Annotated in this window: 20 protein-coding genes and 7 tRNA genes; 8 read left to right on the forward strand and 19 right to left on the reverse strand. The window is 63.6% G+C overall.

The window, feature by feature from the left end; translation table 11 throughout:
• Positions 1-52: 52 nt before the first annotated feature.
• The 7 genes from N5P29_RS09020 to N5P29_RS09050 all read right to left on the reverse strand — a co-directional run bounded on the left by N5P29_RS09020 (position 53) and on the right by N5P29_RS09050 (position 6,494).
• On the reverse strand, positions 53-1,375 hold the full coding sequence (locus tag N5P29_RS09020; RefSeq protein ID WP_262278237.1) for an HRDC domain-containing protein: 1,323 nt from the start codon (positions 1,373-1,375) through the stop codon (positions 53-55).
• 80 nt (positions 1,376-1,455) lie between these two features.
• Complete coding sequence (locus N5P29_RS09025) at positions 1,456-2,112, reverse strand: DUF3000 domain-containing protein (RefSeq protein WP_262278238.1); 657 nt, start codon at positions 2,110-2,112, stop codon at positions 1,456-1,458.
• A gap of 71 nt (positions 2,113-2,183) precedes the next feature.
• Positions 2,184-3,278 carry a threonine aldolase family protein gene (locus tag N5P29_RS09030; protein WP_262278239.1) on the reverse strand — a complete coding sequence of 365 codons (1,095 nt, stop codon included), beginning with the start codon at positions 3,276-3,278 and terminating at the stop codon, positions 2,184-2,186.
• 22 nt (positions 3,279-3,300) lie between these two features.
• Entirely contained in the window at positions 3,301-4,026 is a 726-nt protein-coding gene (locus N5P29_RS09035) for an SDR family oxidoreductase (protein ID WP_262278240.1), read from the reverse strand.
• The gene (locus tag N5P29_RS09040; RefSeq protein WP_262278241.1) at positions 4,026-5,393 is read right to left on the reverse strand and encodes a DUF6421 family protein; all 1,368 of its coding nucleotides are present in this window, start codon (positions 5,391-5,393) and stop codon (positions 4,026-4,028) included. The genes N5P29_RS09035 and N5P29_RS09040 overlap by 1 nt, the downstream gene beginning before the upstream one ends.
• Before the next feature lie 154 nt (positions 5,394-5,547).
• On the reverse strand, positions 5,548-5,988 hold the full coding sequence (gene msrB / locus N5P29_RS09045) for a peptide-methionine (R)-S-oxide reductase MsrB (RefSeq protein ID WP_262278242.1): 441 nt from the start codon (positions 5,986-5,988) through the stop codon (positions 5,548-5,550).
• A 14-nt stretch (positions 5,989-6,002) separates the two neighbouring features.
• A complete protein-coding gene (locus N5P29_RS09050) occupies positions 6,003-6,494 on the reverse strand; it encodes a hypothetical protein (protein WP_262278243.1) in 492 nt (163 codons plus the stop codon).
• Between the two features lie 120 nt (positions 6,495-6,614).
• On the opposite strand from N5P29_RS09050, the gene N5P29_RS09055 reads away from it, so the two are divergent.
• Complete coding sequence (locus N5P29_RS09055) at positions 6,615-7,892, forward strand: alpha/beta hydrolase family protein (RefSeq protein WP_262278244.1); 1,278 nt, start codon at positions 6,615-6,617, stop codon at positions 7,890-7,892.
• A gap of 2 nt (positions 7,893-7,894) precedes the next feature.
• Here the strand turns inward: N5P29_RS09055 and ybaK are convergent, their stop codons facing one another.
• Genes ybaK through N5P29_RS09070 form a run of 3 tightly spaced genes read right to left on the reverse strand, consistent with a single transcriptional unit; the run spans position 7,895 to position 9,833 of the window.
• The gene (ybaK, locus tag N5P29_RS09060) at positions 7,895-8,392 is read right to left on the reverse strand and encodes a Cys-tRNA(Pro) deacylase (RefSeq protein WP_262278245.1); all 498 of its coding nucleotides are present in this window, start codon (positions 8,390-8,392) and stop codon (positions 7,895-7,897) included.
• A gap of 18 nt (positions 8,393-8,410) precedes the next feature.
• Entirely contained in the window at positions 8,411-8,869 is a 459-nt protein-coding gene (locus N5P29_RS09065) for a SufE family protein (RefSeq protein WP_262278246.1), read from the reverse strand.
• A gap of 37 nt (positions 8,870-8,906) precedes the next feature.
• Positions 8,907-9,833 (reverse strand): sulfurtransferase, encoded by a 927-nt coding sequence (locus N5P29_RS09070; protein ID WP_262278247.1) that lies wholly within the window; start codon positions 9,831-9,833, stop codon positions 8,907-8,909.
• A gap of 208 nt (positions 9,834-10,041) precedes the next feature.
• On the opposite strand from N5P29_RS09070, the gene zapE reads away from it, so the two are divergent.
• Positions 10,042-11,082 carry a cell division protein ZapE gene (zapE, locus tag N5P29_RS09075; protein WP_262278248.1) on the forward strand — a complete coding sequence of 347 codons (1,041 nt, stop codon included), beginning with the start codon at positions 10,042-10,044 and terminating at the stop codon, positions 11,080-11,082.
• Between the two features lies 1 nt (position 11,083).
• Here the strand turns inward: zapE and N5P29_RS09080 are convergent, their stop codons facing one another.
• The 9 genes from N5P29_RS09080 to N5P29_RS09120 form a co-directional block, all read right to left on the reverse strand.
• Complete coding sequence (locus tag N5P29_RS09080) at positions 11,084-12,301, reverse strand: benzoate/H(+) symporter BenE family transporter (RefSeq protein ID WP_262278249.1); 1,218 nt, start codon at positions 12,299-12,301, stop codon at positions 11,084-11,086.
• Between the two features lie 118 nt (positions 12,302-12,419).
• Positions 12,420-12,653 (reverse strand): antitoxin, encoded by a 234-nt coding sequence (locus N5P29_RS09085; protein WP_262278250.1) that lies wholly within the window; start codon positions 12,651-12,653, stop codon positions 12,420-12,422.
• Positions 12,654-12,747: 94 nt separating this feature from the next.
• Complete coding sequence (locus N5P29_RS09090) at positions 12,748-14,202, reverse strand: amino acid permease (protein ID WP_262278251.1); 1,455 nt, start codon at positions 14,200-14,202, stop codon at positions 12,748-12,750.
• Between the two features lie 176 nt (positions 14,203-14,378).
• Positions 14,379-14,454, reverse strand: a tRNA-Gly gene (locus tag N5P29_RS09095).
• Between the two features lie 55 nt (positions 14,455-14,509).
• A tRNA-Val gene (locus N5P29_RS09100) sits at positions 14,510-14,584 on the reverse strand.
• 24 nt (positions 14,585-14,608) lie between these two features.
• A tRNA-Gly gene (locus N5P29_RS09105) sits at positions 14,609-14,681 on the reverse strand.
• Positions 14,682-14,736: 55 nt separating this feature from the next.
• Positions 14,737-14,811 (reverse strand) — tRNA-Val (locus N5P29_RS09110).
• A gap of 38 nt (positions 14,812-14,849) precedes the next feature.
• A tRNA-Cys gene (locus tag N5P29_RS09115) sits at positions 14,850-14,920 on the reverse strand.
• Between the two features lie 46 nt (positions 14,921-14,966).
• Positions 14,967-15,039: transfer RNA gene (locus tag N5P29_RS09120), tRNA-Gly, on the reverse strand.
• Positions 15,040-15,288: 249 nt separating this feature from the next.
• Between N5P29_RS09120 and N5P29_RS09125 the strand changes: the two genes are divergently transcribed.
• The 6 genes from N5P29_RS09125 (at position 15,289) to N5P29_RS09150 (ending at position 19,670) form a co-directional block, all read left to right on the forward strand.
• A tRNA-Val gene (locus N5P29_RS09125) sits at positions 15,289-15,360 on the forward strand.
• Between the two features lie 125 nt (positions 15,361-15,485).
• On the forward strand, positions 15,486-15,650 hold the full coding sequence (locus N5P29_RS09130) for a hypothetical protein (protein ID WP_262278252.1): 165 nt from the start codon (positions 15,486-15,488) through the stop codon (positions 15,648-15,650).
• Positions 15,651-15,662: 12 nt separating this feature from the next.
• On the forward strand, positions 15,663-16,583 hold the full coding sequence (locus tag N5P29_RS09135; protein WP_262278253.1) for a PD-(D/E)XK nuclease family protein: 921 nt from the start codon (positions 15,663-15,665) through the stop codon (positions 16,581-16,583).
• Between the two features lie 50 nt (positions 16,584-16,633).
• Entirely contained in the window at positions 16,634-17,206 is a 573-nt protein-coding gene (gene def, locus N5P29_RS09140) for a peptide deformylase (RefSeq protein WP_262278254.1), read from the forward strand.
• Complete coding sequence (gene fmt, locus N5P29_RS09145) at positions 17,203-18,123, forward strand: methionyl-tRNA formyltransferase (protein ID WP_262278255.1); 921 nt, start codon at positions 17,203-17,205, stop codon at positions 18,121-18,123. Before def ends, fmt begins: the two co-directional genes overlap by 4 nt.
• Positions 18,120-19,670, forward strand: coding sequence for an RsmB/NOP family class I SAM-dependent RNA methyltransferase (locus tag N5P29_RS09150; protein ID WP_262278256.1), 1,551 nt, complete (start codon positions 18,120-18,122; stop codon positions 19,668-19,670). The genes fmt and N5P29_RS09150 overlap by 4 nt, the downstream gene beginning before the upstream one ends.
• Positions 19,671-19,733 lie beyond the last annotated feature (63 nt).

Below are 19,733 nucleotides of genomic sequence, written 5' to 3' on the forward strand. Positions count from 1 at the left end.
CGCTCGAACGCGTGTTCGTGCGGCGGGCCTTGGGGCGAAAGCTGTTCCCTGATTACTGATCCTTGGCTTTGGATTCCTTGGCCGGCAGCGGTTTGGGGTTCAAGCAGGCCTCGGTCAGTATCGGCGCGGCGAGGGAGATCTGCCATTCCCTTGCACCGAGGGTGCGCAGTTCATCGGAGATCGAAGCCAGCGACACATCCGCCGGCGGCCGCCAGACAACTCTCCGGAGGTAGTCCGGGGTGAGGAGGTTTTCCACGGGCAAGTTCAGTTCGTCCGCTTTCGCCTGGAGGGCAGGCCGTGCCGTGGCCAGGCGTGCCGCTGCTTCAGGATCGCGGTCCGCCCAAACGCGCGGTGGTGGCGGGGCATTCGTAGGCAGGTGGAGGGGCGGCAGGTCCGTCATGGTCCTGGCCGTCGTGATGCACCGCAGCCAGCGGGGAGCTTCGCGCTGGGCGGACCTCCCATGGAATCCCTTGGTTGCCAGGAGTTGGGGGACGGTGGTGGGCATGGCTTTGGCGGCGGCAACGAGTGCCGAATCGGGGATGAGCCGGCCGGGGGCGACATCCCGTTTGCGGGCCAGCTGGTCGCGTTCCAGCCACAGTTCCCTGACGGCGGCCAGCTGCCTGCGGTCCCGGATCTGGTGGAGGCCCGAGGTCTTCCGCCATGGATCCACCCTCGGTGCCGGAATGCCTGCGGCAAGGATGCCCGCGAACTCCTGTTCGGCGTACTCCAGTTTGCCATCGGCTTCCAGCAACTCGATGAGTTCCTCGCGCAGCTCGGCAAGGACCTCGACGTCGAGCGCTGCGTAGCGCAGCCAAGGCTCCGGGAGCGGACGCGTCGACCAGTCAGCGGCAGAGTGTTCCTTGGCCAGGCCGAAGCCCAGCAGCTGCTCGATGACTGCCGCCAGACCGACGCGGGGGAGTCCGGCGAGCCTGGCGGCAAGTTCGGTGTCGAAAAGCTTGTCCGGCCACATGCCAAGCTCCGAAAGGCACGGCAAATCCTGGGTGGCGGCGTGCAGGATCCATTCGACCCCCCGGAGGGCATCATTGATGATGTCCAGGTTGTCGAAGGGTTCGGGGTCGATCAACCAGGTTCCGGCGCCTTCCCGCCGGATCTGCACCAGGAAGGCCCGCTGGCCATAGCGGAATCCGGAAGCCCGCTCCGCGTCCACTCCGGCGGGTCCTGTGCCGGCGGCGATGGCGGCGGCGCATCGTTCCAGGCCGGCCATGGTGTCGATCACCAGGGGGACACCTTCACGTGGGGTGTCGAGGTCGATTACTTCAGGGACGTGGCTGTCGAAGCCGTCTACCTTGATATGGGTGGTGGTATCAGCAGCCGGATCGCCGGCTGTGGTGTTTTCCAGGTTTTCAGGGGTCATGGTGGCTTAAGCTTACCGATTCGTCCCCTTCCGGGACGCTTTTGCGTTCCGGAAAGCAGTCATCGGCACCTGCCGGGTAGTCAATTGAGCCTCCTGTTGGGCAAACCCGTGACCCCGGGCGGCAGGGGCGGCAGCCCGGCGAAGGTGCACACCATGTCGGACCAGGCCTCCAGGTGGGACTGGACATTGGAGCTGGCAGGTGTCCAGGAAGCGCGGAGCTCGATGTCGATGGTGTCGGGCCGCTCGGCCAAAGTGCCGAAGCTTTCGGAGAGGATCCTTGTGGCTGTTCCACCGGCAGCCCGGTAGGACGCTGAGCGGTGTTCCAGGGCTTCAACGAGCCACGTCCAGGCCACTGAACCGAGCATGGAATCGTTGCCCATCTCGGCATCCATTTGGGCCCGGATGTAGGTGACAATCCTGAACTCGCCCTCCCAGACCGCCGATCCTTCGGGATCGTAGAGGAGGATGAACCGCCCGGTGGCCAGTTCGTCCTCTTCTTCACTGGACGGGCTGTTGCCTTGGCTTTTGGCGAAGGCCTTGGCGGCCGGCCCGTGGACGGGTACCTGACGGGTCGCGGCGGTGGGGCTGAAGACTTCGGCACCCAGGGCCACTGCATAGGGTGCCAAACGTGCGGGGGCGGGGATTTCATCAAGCCGCAATTCGCTGCGGCACTGTGCTTTTCGAAGCGTTCCCAAGGCGAAAAGAAAGTCCGGGGGAACCTGTGCGAGGGCGTTCACATTGGCAGAGTATGTGTCCGGGGCGGCGATCCCGTGAAGGCTCGCCGCCCCGGACAGTTGGGGCGCAGGTGTTACGCGAGCTCCTGCTTGATGGCCGCGACGAAGGCGTCGATGTCCTCTTCGGTGGTGTCGAAGGAGCACATCCAGCGGACTTCGCGCCGTGCGGCATCCCAATCGTAGAAGGCGAAGGACTTCCTGAGGCGGTCGGCAGCGCCTTCGGGCAAGATGGCGAAGACGCCGTTTGACTGGGTCGCCTGGGTGGGCTCGACGCCGTCGATCGCCTCGACGGCGCTCCGCAGCCGGGCGGCCATGGCGTTGGCGTGGGCGGCTGAACGAAGCCACAGCCCATCTTCGAGCAAGGCAATGAACTGTGCGGAAATGAAGCGCATCTTGGATGCCAGTTGCATGTTCATTTTGCGGAGGAACTTCAAGCCGTCTGCTGCTTCGGGGTTGAGGGCTACCACCACTTCGCCGAAAAGCAGGCCGTTCTTGGTCCCGCCGAACGAGAGGATATCGACGCCGGCGTCACGCGTGAATGCCCGCAGCGGTACGTCGAGGTGGGCAGCGGCATTGGCCAGCCGCGCGCCGTCCATGTGGAGTTTCATGCCCCTGGAGTGGGCGTGGTCGGCAATGGCACGTACTTCTTCGGGCGTGTAGCAGGTGCCCAGCTCGGTTGTCTGCGTGATGGAGACAACCAAGGGCTGCGCGCGGTGTTCGTCTCCCCAGCCCCAAGCCTCGCGGTCAATGAGCTCGGGGGTCAGTTTTCCGTCTTCGGTGGGGACTTGGAGGAGTTTGATCCCGCCGACGCGTTCCGGGGCGCCGTTTTCGTCCATGTTGATGTGTGCGGTGGACGCGCAGATCACTGCACCCCAACGGGGCAGGAGCGACTGGAGCGCCAGGACGTTGGCACCGGTGCCGTTGAATACCGGGAAGGATTCGATGCCTTCGCCGAACTGCTGCTCCAGGATGGCCTGCAACCTGGCTGTGTACACGTCCTCGCCGTAGGAAACCTGGTGGCCGCCATTGGCAGCGGCCAGAGCCGCAAGGATCTCCGGGTGTACGCCCGAATAGTTGTCCGAAGCGAAACCCCGGATCGCGGGGTCGTGCAGCTGGCCGGCCCCGGATGCCTGGATCCGGCTGGTCGTTGCCTCTGTTGTGCTCGTCACTTGTTCATTCACGCTTTCAAGTCTATTTGGCCAGCAGGATCCGCTGGCCGTTCAGGGTGGAGGCGGGTTGATCGAAAAGGTCGACGACGGCCGCGGCCAGTTCTTCGACGTCTGTATGTCCGGGGAACCGCCGTTCGGGGTGGGCGCGTCTCATGGACTCATCCACGAGTGCCTTGACCACCAGGACGACAGCTGCGCTGTGCTGTCCGCCGGAGTCGCCGTCGGGGGATTGCGCCCGCCGGAAGCCATCGGCCACCGCCAGCGTCCATGCCTCGGCAGCGGCTTTCGCGGCAGCGTAGTTGGCCGCAGCCGCCGTGGGACTGGCAACGGCGGTGGAGGACACCATGGCGAACCGGCCATGGCCGGACACTTCAAGTTGGCTGTAGAAGACCCTGGATACGTTGCGCAGCGTCGTCACAGCGTTGCGCTCCAGTGCCTCCCAGTCCCCATCGGTTTGGTCCTCGATGCCAGTGGCCCCACGCCAGCCGCCGACGAGGTGGATCACTCCGTCGACGCCCCCAACGCCGTGGTCCGTCATCATCGAGGCGAGGCCGCGCACGGAATCCAGGCTGCCGAGATCGCACACCAGGGGAGTGACGGCCTCGCCTGCTTTCCTGGCTGCCGCCTCAATCCGGGCCTGGTCTGAACCCACTGTCAGGACCCGGTGGCCGGCGGTGGACAAGGCCCGGGCGACAGCCACGCCTGAAGCGCTGCTGCCGCCCGTAACCAGAACTGTCAGTGGGGACATCAGGCCGCCGTGGCGCCCGTGATGCCCGTGGTGGATTCGATGACAGGACGCATCTTCTTCTCCAGGGCTTCGTAGAACATGGACAGGGGGAACTCGTCGTCCAGGACCTGGTCGGTGAGCCCGCGGGGAGCGCCGTCCAGGGGCAGCGCGTCCGGACCCTTGGCCCAGACCGAAGCCGGGTGCGGAGTCACGGTGCCCGAGATCAGCTCGTAGGCAGCCAGCCAGTGCGCGGCCTTGGGACGATCAATGGAACGCCAGTATAGTTCCTCGATTTTGGCGCCGAGTTCAACCACGACGGCGGCGGCATCGTCCCAGTCGATCGAGAGTTTGCTGTCGGTCCAGTGGAGTACGTGGTGCTGGTGCATCCAGGCGAACAGCAGTTGGCCGCCCAGGCCGTCGTAGTTGCGGACCCGGTTGCCCGTGATGGCGAAGCGGAAGATGCGATCGAAGATCACGGCGTACTGGACAAGCTTTGCGTGCTTGCGGGCATCGGGGTCGGCATTCTCGTCCTTCTCGATGAGGACGGATTCGCGGAAGGCGGTCAGATCGCAGCGCAGTTCCTCCAGGGAGTAGAGGAAGAAGGGCATCCGCTGCTTGATCATGAACGGGTCGAAGGGAAGGTCTCCGCGCATGTGGGTGCGGTCGTGGATCAGGTCCCACATGACGAAGGTACGCTGCGTGAGCTCCTGGTCGTCGATCAGCTGGGCGGCGTCCTCGGGCAATTCCAAGGAAGTTGTTTCGGCGGCGGCCTTCAGGACCCGGCGGAAGCGGGCAGCTTCACGGTCGGCGAAGATGGCGCCCCATGTGAAAGTGGGGGTCTCGCGTACGGCGACGGTTTCCGGGAAGAGTACGGCGGAGTTGGTGTCATACCCGGGCGTGAAATCGATGAACCGGATGGGAACGAAGAGTTTGTTCGAGTACTCGCCGGCTTCGAGTCCGTCGATGAACTCCGGCCAGATGACCTCGATCAGTACGGCTTCGACCAAGCGGTTTGTGCTGCCGTTCTGGGTGTACATGGGGAAGACAACCAAGTGCTGGAGGCCGTCGATGCGCTGCTTCTGCGGCTGGAACGCCTGCAGGGAATCGAGGAAGTCCGGTACTCCGAAGCCACCCTCGACCCAGCGGTTGAAGTCTTCCACCAGGAGGGAGAGGTACTGGGCGTCGTGCTCGAATGCCGGTGCGAGGGCGGTGATGGCGTTGGTGATAGTGGCTACAAGCCCTGCTGCGTCGGCGTGGACAGCGGGATCGGCGATGGATCCATCCTGCTCCTGGTATCCCTGGAGGGTGGTGGCAGCGGCCTTGAGGGCTACCCACTCGGCGTTGTCGGCGGTGACACGCGGCGGGGTGGCGGTTGCGATGGTGGTCATGGTGCTCGGCCCTTTCCGAAGTTGTTCTTGCTTCTGGGCCGAGCGTAGCAAGCGAATAGCATCGCTAATTCAAAATTGGAGTGAGCATAAGAAACTCTTGTTCATGCCCCCCGAACTCGGACCTTGAGATCCAGTTCGGGAGACACAGACGCCCTTAGCTGTCGGCGGGGTTCACCAGTCGGAGCGAGATTGAGTTGATGCAGAAGCGCTGATCCGTAGGCGTGTCATAGCCTTCGCCTTCGAAAACATGCCCAAGATGGGAGTCGCAGTTGGCGCACCGCACCTCGATGCGGTCCATGCCCATGGTGCGGTCATGGAGGTATCGGACAGTACCCTCGGCCAGCGGTGCCCAGAAGGAAGGCCACCCGCAATGGGAATCAAACTTTTCCTTGCTGGTGAACAACTGGCTGCCACAGGCGCGGCATTCGTACACGCCTTCGGTGTGCGTGTCCCAATACTCGCCCGTGTAAGGGCGCTCAGTGCCGGCCTGGCGCAACACGCGGTATTCCTCGGGAGTCAACTCCTCGCGCCACTGGGCGTCGCTCTTCTCCACGGGCACAGAAGATGTCTTGCTGGTGTTCTCAGGAGTGTTCATGTCTTATGCAACGCTCACGAGTCGCCGATAAATCCCGAACCGGCATACAGGTGCAGCACCGGAAGTCCCAACTGGTCCTGGGCTTTGTTCGCCCAATCGGTGTGGAACGTGTCTGCGATGGCGTGCGGCCGGGTGATGACCACTGCCTGAGCAGCATCCACTTCCCGGACCTTGGCCACCAAGCCGGCCACGGCACCGCCGTCGACGATTTCACCGGTCACGCCGGCACCCAAGCCGTCCAGGGCCGCCAGGGAGGTTGCCAACGCCTCGGCGGCTTCCGCCCGCTCCGCTGCCGGATCAGGGGACTGTGCAGCCAGTTCCCTGAAGGCCTTCGCCACATCGAGCAGCGAGAGGTTTTCCAAAAAGTCCACCAGCAAGTGGCGTTCGGTATTGGAGGGGACCAACAGGTACAACGGTGCGTCCCCGCCGTCGATCAGTTTGGCGATGTTCACGCGGTCGTCGGGGCCAAGGGGCTCTTCAGTCAGGATGACTATGGGATCACTCATGGCTACAGCGTAGTCCCGGGGAACCGCTGTCCGCAGGGTTTCCGGGCACGATTCGGCCCTGCGATGCGGCACGCGGCACCGCCTGCGCCGGGTCCCGCCGGCTAACGGCAGAATGGAACCATGGCATCGATGACAAGGCCGGCGGCCGACGCTCCCGGGAAAAAGCTGTCCCCCCGCACCAAGTGGGCCATCGCAGGCTTCCTCGCCGGCAGCACGGTTGCAGGCCTTGTTGGCGCCGGATCCTCCGCGCTGGCGGTCTACTTTGCCCGTCGGGTCATCACGCCGGCGGCACGCCACGAGGACCAGGAAGTCCTGGCCGTGATCAAAGGCGACAACGGCCCGCAGGTCATCCTTGCTGCCACCCCCGACTCGACCATCGACGGCGTCTTCAGCCTCTTCTTCTCCGGCGGCAAGGGACACGCCCGGATAGGGCGGATCGTGTCCTACTCGCCCGCGGAACAAACCGTCCTCCGGGAAGTGGAGGAGGTCTACAGCGGCGACCTGACCGAAGCCCGGCGGGCTTGGTGGAGTGGGGCGGTCTATCCGAATCCGTCCGCGCTCGGCGTCGCGGCCGAGGACATTGACATAGATGTCGACGGCGGGAAGGCACCTGCCTGGTTGATCCGCGCCGAGGCGTCCACTCCGGCACTGACCTGGGCGATCATGGTGCACGGAAGGGGAGCCACGCGGCTTGAGGGACTCAGGGCCGTCCGCACCGCCCGCGACCTGGGGCTGGACAGCTTGCTGATCTCCTACCGGAACGATGGACTGGCGCCCTCTGCGCTGGATGGCCGTTATGGTCTGGGATCGACGGAATGGCGGGACGTGGAGGCCGCGATCGGTTACGCGCTGGACCACGGAGCGCGAGAGGTAGTGCTCTTCGGTTGGTCCATGGGCGGCGCCATCAGCCTCCAGGCGGCGGACCTGTCCAAATACCGACATGTCATCCGTGCCCTCGTTCTGGACGCGCCGGTGATCAATTGGGTCAATGTCATGGCACACCACGCGGAAATGAACAGGATCCCCTACAACGTAGGCCGCTACGGACAGCTGATGCTGGGCCATCCCTTGGGGCGCAGGCTGACCGGGCTCGCGGCGCCCGTGGACTTCAAGGCCATGGATTGGGAGAGCCGCGCAGTTGAATTGCGCACGCCCACTCTGCTGATCCATAGCCTGGACGACGACTATGTCCCTTTCGGCCCCTCGGCGAGCCTCGCGGAGAAGAACCCTGAGATGGTGACGTTCGAGCCTTTCCACGGTGCACGCCATACCAAGGAATGGAACGTTGATCCGGAGCGCTGGGAACGATTGGTGCGTTCGTGGCTCCAAGGTCAACTCGCGCCACGGAAGAATCCAGGACAATCCGGCGAGGCCGTTGCGGGGATGCCTAAGGGCTGAGGTCAGCCGCTTCCTGTGCCGATCGGCCCGGTGGTTCCGTTGGTGAGCCGAAGCAGGTCCGCCGGAGCGAGTTCTATGTCCAAGCCGCGTCGACCCCCTGATACCAGGATGGTTTCGAAGCCAAGTGCCGATTCGTCGAGGACTGTGGGGGAGGGCTGGCGTTGACCCAAGGGGGATATCCCGCCGAGCACATAGCCCGTACGGCGTTCAGCGGCCTTCGGATCTGCCATAACCGCTTTCTTGGATCCCAAGGCAGCGGCCGCGGCCTTGAGATCCAGGTTGCCTGACACGGGAACGACGGCAACGGCCAATTTTCCTTCCACCTCCACCATGAGCGTCTTGAAGACGCGATCCGGCGCGATACCAAGGACCTCCGCCGCTTCCAGGCCGTAGCTGGATGCGGCGGGATCGTGGGCATAGGGGTGCAGCGTGAAGGGAACGCCGGCCGCAGCAAGTGCTGCTGTGGCCGGCGTTCCCTGGGAAGCCATCTTCTTTGCCATACCGTGTGGCAGTGCCTCTCAGTGTTCCAAACGGCTCGCGGCCGCAACCTTTCGCTTGATCCGGCCAAGCATCGCCGTCATTCCCCGCATCCGCAAGGGAGTGATGGCCCTGGTCAGCCCGAGCAATTCCGGCATGTCGTCCGGTACTGCAAGGATTTCGCTGGCGGTCAAGCCGTCCAGCCCCTCATGCAGAACCCCTGCGAAGCCCCGCGTCGTGGGAGCTTCCGGCGGTGCCTTGAAGAAGAGCCGGTAGGCGCGGTCGCCGTCGGCGTTCTTCTCGGACTCGATGGTCAGGAAAAGCGGTGACTGGCACTCGACCACCTGCTCCAGCAGTTCCGGGTGGTCAGTCAAACGCTCCGGAAGCTCCGGAAGGCCCCTGGAGAACTCCAAAAGGAGCTGAAGGCGCTCAGGTTCGGTCAACGCCTGGAAGTCGTCAACGATTTCCGCCAAGGCGGTAGGCAAAGTGTTCGTACTCATTACTTCCAGCTTACGCAAGGCGTTGGTTACAGTGCTATTAGTTGCGGACCAGTGACGAAGGCACGGAACCCCGCTCGGCACCCTTGACGATGGGAACGCGGACGGCGTTGCCCCACTCGGTCCAGGAGCCGTCGTAGTTGCGTACGGTGTCGAAGCCCAGCAGGTACTTCAGCGCGAACCAGGTGTGGCTGGAACGCTCGCCGATGCGGCAGTACGCCACGACGTCGTCGCCCGGGGCCAGGCCTGCTTCACCCAGGTAGAGGGCTTCGAGCTCTTCGCGGCTGCGGTACGTTCCGTCTTCCGCGGCAGCGCGTGCCCACGGAACGGAGGCGGCTGTCGGAATGTGGCCGCCGCGGAGGGCGCCCTCTTCGGGATACGCCGGCATGTGGGTGCGCTGGCCCGTGTATTCCTCCGGGGAGCGGACATCGATCAAGGGGTTGCCCAGGTGCGCCAGGACGTCCTCCTTGAAGGCCCGGATAGGGGAGTCGTTACGCTCGACCTCCGGGTAGTTGCCTGCAGCGGGCTGGGAAACGTCGGTGGTGAGTTCGCGGCCTTCAGCGATCCACTTGTCCCGGCCGCCGTCGAGGAGACGTACGTCCTCGTGGCCGAACAAGGTGAAGACCCACAGTGCGTAGGCGGCCCACCAGTTGGACTTGTCACCGTAGATCACCACGGTGCTGTCGCGCGAGATGCCCTTGGAAGCGGCGAGGGCCGCGAAGGCTGCGCCATCTACGTAGTCGCGGGTGACTTCGTCGTTCAGGTCGGTGTGCCAGTCGATCTTGACGGCACCCGGGATGTGCCCGGTCTCGTAGAGGAGGACGTCTTCGTCGGACTCGACCAGCACCAACTTGCCGTCGGCTACTGCGCCGTCAGCAAGTGCTGCCGCGAGCCACTCGGTGGAGACGAGTCGTTCAGGGTTCGCGTAGGAAGCGAACTTTTCGTTTTGTTCAACGGGGTAGGACATGATGGCCTTTCACTGACAACGGACGGAGCCAGGCCGGTCGAAGATGGTGCAGGTGCGGGCCCGGCTTGCCTCAACACTAACCACGGGCCGCACGGATTGCTTCCGGCGTGGTCATACGGTGAAACATGGGCTTGGTCACGTGTCCGTGGGGATGGCGCCCGTTGCCGGTATCCTTGCTGGGGACCCAACGCCGAAGGAACGGACCACCGTGGTAAAGATCGAACAACTGGCTGCCCGCACACCGGCAGTCTCCGTGGAGGAACTCCTCAAGGGTTTCTACCCCTCTCCCCGATTCGGAGAGGTGTCGTTCGACAGCTACCGGCCCGATCCTTCCCAACCGAGCCAGGCCAACGCCGTGAAACTGCTCTCAGCATTCGCCGATGGCGTGGGCAACGGCGATGGTGCGGGTCTGTTCAAGAAGCTCTTTGCAAAGAAAGCACCGGCAACACGGGCCGGAATCTACCTCGACGGCGGCTTCGGCGTGGGCAAAACCCACCTTTTGGCATCCCTTTGGCACAGGTCCCCGGGCCCCAAGGCCTTCGGAACCTTCGTGGAGTACACCAACCTGGTGGGCGCTTTGTCGTTCCGCAAGACCGTTGAAGCACTCAGCAGCTACAAACTGGTGTGCATCGATGAGTTCGAACTGGATGATCCAGGCGACACCGTGCTGATGTCCCGCCTGATGCGCGAACTCGCCGACGCCGGTGTCAAGCTTGCTGCCACCTCCAACACCCTGCCCGGTTCGTTGGGCGAAGGCCGCTTCGCCGCCGTCGACTTCCAGCGGGAAATCCAGGTGCTGGCTGACCAGTTCGATGTCGTCAGGATCGACGGCGAGGACTTCCGCCACCGTGGCCTGCCCGCGGCGCCCGCGCCGCTGAAGACCGAAGAACTGAAGCACCGGATGCGCACGGAGTTCGACGGAAAGACCGTTGCGGTGGACGATTTCCGCACCCTTGTAAACCACCTTGCAGCGGTGCACCCCAGCCGGTACCGCCAGCTCATCTCCGGCATCGAAGCCGTGGTGTGGAGCGACGTCGAAACCATTACGGAACAGGCCGTTGCGCTGCGGTTCGTGGTGCTGGCCGACCGGCTCTATGACAAAGACGTGCCCATCCTGGCCAGCGGTGTTCCCTTCGACAAGCTGTTCACCGAAGAGATGATGACGGGCGGCTACATGAAGAAGTATTTCCGTGCCGTTTCGCGCTTGACGGCATTGGCCCGCGAGGCGCAAAACCACGAGCCTGCCTGAATCAGGCCCGGGTGAGGGGCTCGCGGCTCTTCAGCGCCCAACGGATGGCAATCCCTCCGGCCAGCGCCCAGAATGCGGCGCCGATGCCTGCAAAAGCGATTCCGGAGGCGGCGAGCAGGAACGTGACGCAGGCCGGAATCCGTTCTTCGGCCACGGCAAGCGCGGAGGAGATCGAGGACGCCAAGGTCCCCAGCAGGGCGAGACCGGCGACGGCTTCCAGAAGTCCTGCCGGTGCTGCCGCCACTATGGTCACCAGGGCCGCTGAAGCTGCTGCCAGCAGCAGATAGGCCACGCCAGATACGAAAGCAGCGATCCAGCGCCGGTCATGGTCCTTGCCGGCTTCCTCACCCGCAGCGAGGGCGGCGCTCAACGCAGCCAGGTTGATGGCGTGCCCGCCAAACGGCGCACCGACGATTGTTCCAGCCCCGGTGACCAGCATCGATGGCCGCCATGGGGTGGTGTAGCCAAAGGACTTCAGGACCGCCACGCCGGGGATGTTTTGCGACGCCATGGTGACGATGAACAAAGGAAGCGCCAAACCGATCGCAGCTTCAAAGGAGAATGCCGGGGTGGTCCACTCGAGGCGCGGCACAAGGTTCTCTCCCGGGATCTGGACACCTGAGGAGACAATGTGGACGCCGATGACGGCAAGTGCCACCAGCAGCGAGGCCGGAACGGACCAGCGCGGGGCGAATTTCATGAGCACGATCCAGCACAGGATGACCGGTGCAACCAGCAGTGGTGCCGATCCCAGTGATTTGAAGGGTGCCAGGCACAAGGGGAGCAGGACACCGGCGAGCATGGCCTGGGCCAGGGCGGTCGGGATCTTTGCCATCAACCTTCCCAGTGCGGGAAGCAACCCCGTGAGGACAATGAGCACCCCCACGATCAGGAAGGCTCCGACGGCGGCCGGCCAGCCGCCGTCGACCGTTCCAGCGGTGGCCAGCAGCGCGGCGCCAGGGGTGGACCATGCGAGCGTCACGGGCATTTTGCTGCGCCAGGACAACCACAGGATGCCGAGGCCAAAAGTGAGGGTCAGTGCCAGCAGGCCGCTGGATGCTTGGGCCTGGTTGGCACCCACGGCCTGGAGCCCGGCCAACACAACCGCGAAGGATGACGTGAATCCCACCAACGCGGTGACTACGCCGGCACTGAGCTGGGGGCCCAACGTCTGTTTCGTCGCTTTGCTTCGAATGGTCGGGGAAGTGGCGGAAGGCATACTGTCCAAATTACCGGACCTGTGCGGAATACCCTTCCGTTAAACGCCAAGGGCACCGGTGGCGCCTCTCGGCGGGACCGGTGCCCCCTTGACGTATCTGGTACGGCGGCTCAGGCAGCTACGGCTGCGTAGGCTCACCTGCGGCGGGAGCCTGGTCAGGCTCGCCATCGTTCTTGGCCACGAAATCGGAAGCGGCGTTCTGCACTGCGTCGACCTGACTTGCGAACTTGCCGCCAGTCTTTTCGTCAACGAAGTCTCCGGCCTTTTCGATGCCATTCTTGATGGCTTCTTCGTTGCCTTGAATGAGACCCTGAGCCTTGCCCTTCAGGTCGTCAATTAAACCCACGGGCACCTCCCTTCCATCGCGGAGCCAGTTCGCTCCTCCGCGTCCGACGATAACACCAGTTCCCCGAGGTGCCAAGGTCGTAAGTGCGGCCTGTGGATAACTACGCCAATGGCTTACTGGCTGTTTTGTGCCGTGGGCTGTCGGGGTTCATCAGGGAGTGCCTGCGGCCATAGGCGAAATAGATCACCAGGCCGATGACAAGCCAGACTCCGAACCGGAGCCAGGTTTCCCAGTGCAGCTGGAACATCAGGAAAGCCGATGCCAGTACGCCGAAGGCGGGAACCAGCGGCATCAGCGGGAGGCGGAATGTCCGGGGCGCATTGGGTTTGGTGTAACGGAACACAATCACCGAGACACAGACCACGACGAACGCTGCCAGGATTCCGATGTTGGTGAGGTCCGCGACCTCCTTGATGGGGAAGACGCCGGCTAGGAAGGCTGAGGCGATGCCGGCGATCCAGGTGACGCGTTGGGGCGTGCCGTGGCGGTCGGTCTTGGCGAACCAGCCAGGCAGCAGCCCGTCGCGGCTCATGGAGAACCACACCCGGGTGACACCTAGAAGGAACGTCAGCATGACAGTCAGGATGGACAGCACGGCGAACACCGAGATGATGGTGGCAATGACGGGCAGTCCGACACCAGTGAACGCGGAGGCAAAACCGGCAGTCGGGTTGATGTCCTTGTAGTTCTGCATGCCGGTCAACACGAGCGTGGCGGCAACGTAGAGCAACATGGCGATGATCAGCGACAAGATGATGGCCTTGGGCATGTGCTTCTTGCCCTCCTTGGCCTCCTCCGCTGCCGTGCTCATGGCGTCATAGCCAAAGACGGCGAAGAAGACCGTCGCGGCACCAGCGACCACGGGACCGAAACCGCTGGGCATGAACGGGTTGTAGTTCTCGGTGTTCACGTAGAAGATGCCAAGCCCGATGATGAACAGGATCAGGATGACCTTGATGGCGACGGCCACCAGTTCGAACCGGCCGAACGCCTTTGTCCCACGGCTCAGAATCCATGTGACCAGGAGGCACACGAGGATTGCGGGGAGGTTGATGATGCCGCCCTTGCCCTCATCGACGGTGGACGTCATCCACGTCGGCATATGGATGCCGAGGCCGGAGAGGAAGGCGTCGAAGTAGCCGGAGATGCCGATCGCGACGACGGCGACGATGGCGATGTATTCGAGCAGCAGGTCCCAGCCAATGAACCAGCCGATGATTTCACCCAGGGCAACGTAGCCGTAGGTGTAGGCCGATCCGGCCCGGGGGATCATGCCGGCAAATTCGGCGTACGACAACGCGGCCGCTCCCGATGCCAGACCGGCGATCAGGAAGGAAATAAGGACCGCGGGGCCAACGCCCGGGCTGCCTTCGCTGCCGTGGGCAACCAGGCCGGCCAGCGAAAAGATGCCGACGCCGATAATTCCGCCGACGCCGATGGCTGTCAGCTGCCAAAGACCGAGACTCTTGAATAGTCCGCTGTGTTTGCTTTCTTCCTCGATATCGTCGATGGGCTTGCGCCTCAGGACGGACTGTGAAGCCGTCTGTACATTCATGGGGGTACTCCTGCCGGTGGGCGTGGAACGGTGATGAGCTCGCAGTACATTATGCGAGGGGAATCACATTAGATAAAGCGACTTCTTCTGAGGGGTATCAGTTACTTCTCCTGATGATTTGGGTCACACTCGAAAATGGGCATAAAAAAAGCAGCTCCTGGGAGCTGCTTTCTTTTTGGAGCGGACGACGAGATTCGAACTCGCGACATCCACCTTGGCAAGGTGGTGCTCTACCAGCTGAGCTACGTCCGCACATGTTGCCTGCCGGATGGTTCCGACGTCCAACAACAAACAAGTTTCCTTGTTCTGGTGGGCGATACTGGGATCGAACCAGTGACCTCTTCCGTGTCAGGGAAGCGCGCTACCGCTGCGCCAATCGCCCGTTACCGGGTCCTTCAATGAGGAGAGCGGACGACGAGATTCGAACTCGCGACATCCACCTTGGCAAGGTGGTGCTCTACCAGCTGAGCTACGTCCGCACATGTTGCCTGCCGGATGGTTCCGACGTTCAACAACAAACAAGTTTCCTTGTTCTGGTGGGCGATACTGGGATCGAACCAGTGACCTCTTCCGTGTCAGGGAAGCGCGCTACCGCTGCGCCAATCGCCCATGCATCCAGCCAAAGCTGGAAAACATGGTTTTCACCGAGGTGGGTACGGGATTCGAACCCGTGTATACGGCTTTGCAGGCCGCTGCCTCGCCTCTCGGCCAACCCACCGTGTAAGCAGTATTCCGGGGAATTCTTGCCTTGACAGTGCCTTGCGAGCGGACGACGAGATTCGAACTCGCGACATCCACCTTGGCAAGGTGGTGCTCTACCAGCTGAGCTACGTCCGCAGTGCGGTTCCGACGGCCTGCCCGGCAGGCATTCCGTCGCTTTCCGACGAGTAAAAACTCTATAGGAGGTTCCTGCATTCTCCAAATCGGTTGCCTGGCCTTACGTCCCGTGACCCCTGGATCCTTGTATTTACGCGGATTCTGGGGAGTTTCACGGCTGTAATTCCACAGATGCAGTTCCTCTGCTTCCGGGTGCCGTCTTTCCGTTTTGCAATCCGGCCGGGGTCAGTTAGTGTTTTCTATGCACTCGGGCGATTGGCGCAGTGGTAGCGCGCTTCGTTCACACCGAAGAGGTCACTGGTTCGAACCCAGTATCGCCCACCGGGAACCCCGTTTGGACTGTTCAAGTCAGTCCAAGCGGGGTTTTTTCATGCCGCCTGAACCTCTGGCCAGGGCTGGCGCCGATTTCCCCGTCACGAATCCCGGCCAGGAGGCACCTTTCCTACGTGCCCGTAGAAGAAGAAGCAGAGCCCTGTATTCCGCCGGAGCCGTCTTTGCCGTGGGCTGGATTGGCACTGACGGCGCCGGTCCTTGCCGCCAAACTGGCCCGCCTGGCGCCGGAGCAACTCGCAATGATCTTCCCGCCGGAGAATTCTGTCGGCCCTGTATGACACAGTCTTTATATGACTGCTCCACTGCTTGCCCACGCTACTGACTACGGCCGGATGTACGCCCGCTCCACTACAGAGCAATTCTCTGTGCCCTCCATCACTACAGTGATCGGTCAGCAGGCGCATGCCTTGGACGGTTGGTTCAGCTACATGGGCGCCAGCAGCCTGGCCGCGGATCCTGAGCTTCCCGCGATTCTTGGAAGCCCCGCAAGAGTAAGGCAGGCCGTCAACAAGGCTTCCAAGGCAGCTGAGCTATTCCGGGACACGGCGGCTGCCCGCGGCGACCGTGTCCACACATATTGCGAGCAGTTTGCCTTGCGGGCCCTGGGACGCCCGCACCGCATGCAGGAATGCAGGGAAGAACTCGCCGCCAACGGTGAGCAGGCGTTTGCTGCACGCTTCGATGAATGGTGGGAGCTGTACCGGGTGGAGCCCCTGGCGCCGGAAATCACCGTGTGGAACAATACGGTGGGCTACGCGGGGACACTGGACCTCGTCGCAAAAATCAATGGTCGGATCTGCCTTATTGACTACAAAACGAAGGGCACCACGCGGGACGGAACGGTGAAAGCCCTTGATGACAAGGTGGTCATGCAACTCACAGCCGGGATGAAGGCAGAAGAAAGCCTGGTGGATCCCGTCTCGGGTGAGTGGGAACCGTGGAGGTATGGGGAGAACCCCATGCTCCTTGCCGTCGCCATCGGCGAGACGGAAGTGAGGCCGATGCGCGCCAACCCGGAGATCCTCAAGCACCACTGGTGGAAGTTCTGTGCCCTTCGACGGGTGTGGGAAATGTCGGCGGACGTCGCCGCGGCGGGACCAGCGCTGCTTCCTGTCGCGCCGCCAGTGTTCGCTGCCGCAGCACCTGTGTCGGCCGGAAGGGACGCAGCCATGGCCTCACCCAACGCCATGGCCTCAACTAAACTGGCTTAGGCCCCGCAACACGCGGAGCTTGATTTTACGATCGTGAGGACAGGCAACGCATGGCAATTTTGAGTATCCGAATCATCGGGGATCCGGTGCTGCGCACCGTGGCCGACCCCGTAACCGACTTCGGTCCGGAGCTCGCCAAGCTGGTCGCCGACATGACAGAAACCATGGAGGATGTGGAGGGCGCAGGCCTTGCCGCGCCCCAGGTGGGAGTCAGCCAGCGCGTCTTTACTTACCGCATCGGGGGAGTGGAAGGCCACATCATCAATCCCGTTCTGGAAAACAGCGAGGATTTCCAACCCGACGAAGTAGAGGGCTGCCTCTCCATCCCCGGTCTCGGTTTCCCCGTGCGCCGCTACCGCACCACCCGGGCAACCGGGGTGGACCTCAACGGGAACCCCGTCTCCGTCGAAGCCGAAGGCATGTTGGCCCGTTGCTTCCAGCATGAAACAGATCACCTTGACGGTGTGCTGTACACCGACAGGCTGGAAGGCGAGGACCGCAAGGCCGCCTTGCGTGCCATCCGCAACGCCAACTACCACGCCATCACGGAACAAACCACATCCAAGCGTGCCAACTCCGTCGGATCAAGCTTCGGCGGCGGCAGCTTTGGAGTTCCCGAGTGAGGGTGCTCTTTGCCGGCACCCCCGCCGTGGCAGTCCCGTCGTTGGACGCCCTGGTGACCGCCGGTTTCGACGTCGTCGCCGTCCTGACCCGACCCGACGCGCCCCTGGGACGCAAGCGCGTCATGACGCCATCGCCGGTAGCGGCGTGGGCAGAAGAGTTGGGCATCGACATCATCCGGGCAGCCAAGGTCGACGCCGACACCACCGCACGCATTGCGCACTACGCACCCGATGTGGCCGCGATAGTGGCCTACGGAGGAATAGTGCCCCGGGCGGCCTTGGACGTTCCCAAGCACGGTTGGGTCAACCTGCACTTCTCCCTGCTTCCGGCCTGGCGCGGGGCTGCACCAGTCCAACGATCGCTCATGGCCGGCGATGACATCACAGGGGCCGCCACGTTCCAGCTGGAGGAAGGCCTGGATACGGGGCCCGTTTTCGGAACCCTGACTGAGACCGTCCGGCCGGAAGACACCGCCGGGGATCTGCTGGAGCGGCTTTCGATCAGCGGGGCAGTGCTTCTGAGCCAGACGCTTTCCGCCATTGACACCGGGCAAGCCTCGCCCCGGCCCCAAAGCGGCAAAGTGTCGCTCGCACCGAAACTCACCCTTGATGACGGACGCCTGGACTGGCAAAAGCCCGCGCTGGCGCTGAGCCGGCAGGCCCGCGGCGTCACCCCCGAGCCGGGTGCTTGGACTACCTTGGACGGGCAACGGGTCAAACTGGAGGCAGTGGCGCTGAGGCCGGAGGTCAAGGACCTTTCACCGGGAACCATCCGCGTGGAGGGCAAATCGGTCCTGGTCGGAACCGGCTCCCATGCAATTGAACTTGGCCGCATCCAGCCGGCCGGCAAGAAGATGATGTCGTCGGCTGATTGGGCCCGCGGCCTGGCAGCACCTGAGAGAGTGGTATTCGAATGAGTGAGTCCGGCCGCCGAGGCCCGAACAACAGCGGCAGCCGGGACGGCGGCGGGCAGGGCAACCGAGGGTCGCAGGGCGGAAGCCGCCGCAACGCCCAAGGCAGGGAGCGGAACCGGGGACCCCAGCGGGGCTTCACCAACAACGCTCCGTCGCAGCGCACCCGCCGGGCGGACCCGGCCCGTTTGGTCGCTTTCGAGGTGCTCCGCGCTGTCGCTTCCGAGGACGCCTACGCCAACCTCGTTCTTCCCGCCCGGATCCGGGAGCACCGCCTGGACCGTCGTGATGCCGGGTTCGCCACTGAACTGAGCTATGGGGCCCTCCGGGGCCAAGGCACCTACGATGCCATCCTGGCCCGATGCGTGGACCGGCCCCTGAACCAACTGGATCCCGCGATCCTCGACGCCCTCCGGATCGGCGCGCACCAGCTGTTGTCCATGCGTGTTCCTGCGCATGCTGCCTTGGACCAGACTGTCGGTTTGGCCAGGGCAGTGATCGGGGCCGGCCCGTCAGCCCTCATTAACGCTGTCCTCCGTAAGGTCACTGCCCACACCCTGGATGAGTGGCTCGACATCCTTCTGGACCAGGAGACGGATGAGACCAAAATCGCCGCCCTGCGCCATGCCCACCCGGAATGGATTGTTCGTGCCCTGCGGCAATCACTGGTGAACCACGGGCGTCCCAAGAGCGAGATCGACGCCCTGCTGGAAGCCGATAATGCCGCCCCCGTTGTGAACCTTGTGGCTTTGCCTGGACTGGGCGACCTCGACGAGGCGTTCGACAACGGTGCCACCCCCGGTGAGCTGGTGGAAGGATCGGCCCTCTCCGCCGGGGGTGACCTTGGCCGCTTCGAATCCGTCCGGCGCGGCACCACCCGTGTCCAGGACGTCGGGTCCCAGCTTGTCGCGCGCGCATTGGCCGGCGTCGAGTTGGGGGAGCGTCCCTCCCAAGGCGAGAAGTGGCTGGACCTTTGTGCCGGTCCTGGCGGCAAAGCAGCGCTCCTGGCCGCCTTGGCTCACCGCGATGGCGCAACGCTCCTGGCCAACGAGCCTGCACCACACCGTGCCAAGCTGGTTCAACAGGCGCTCTCGGCTGTCCCGGAAGAGGCCTGGACCGTCCGTACAGGCGACGGGCGCGAAGTGGGCAACGAGCACCGCGAATCGTTCGACCGCGTCCTCGTGGACGTTCCGTGCAGTGGCCTGGGCGCGCTGCGCAGGCGGCCCGAGTCGCGCTGGCGGCGTTCGCCCAAGGACATCGGAGACCTCGGGCCACTCCAGCGCGAACTCCTGAATTCCGCGATTGACGCCGTCAAGCCCGGTGGCGTCGTGGCCTACGTGACGTGTTCACCCCACCCGGCGGAGACCACCGCAGTCGTCAGCGATGTCCTGGGCAAGCGGGCTGACCTCGAACTGCTCGACTCCGGGCAGGCGCTGGACCATGTCAGCCTCACCGGCAACCTTGGCGCAGGACATGAGCACACTGCCCAGCTGTGGCCGCACATTCACCAAACGGATGCCATGTTCATGGCCATCATCCGCAAGAAGCCGTAGCTGCACGTTCCGGGCCGCAGCGGAACCCCGCTGCGGCCACACCACCAAACCGACCCGAAGGGG

Origin of the sequence: Paenarthrobacter sp. JL.01a (genome assembly GCF_025452095.1) — a bacterium.
In the GTDB taxonomy this organism is placed as follows: Bacteria; Actinomycetota; Actinomycetes; order Actinomycetales; family Micrococcaceae; genus Arthrobacter.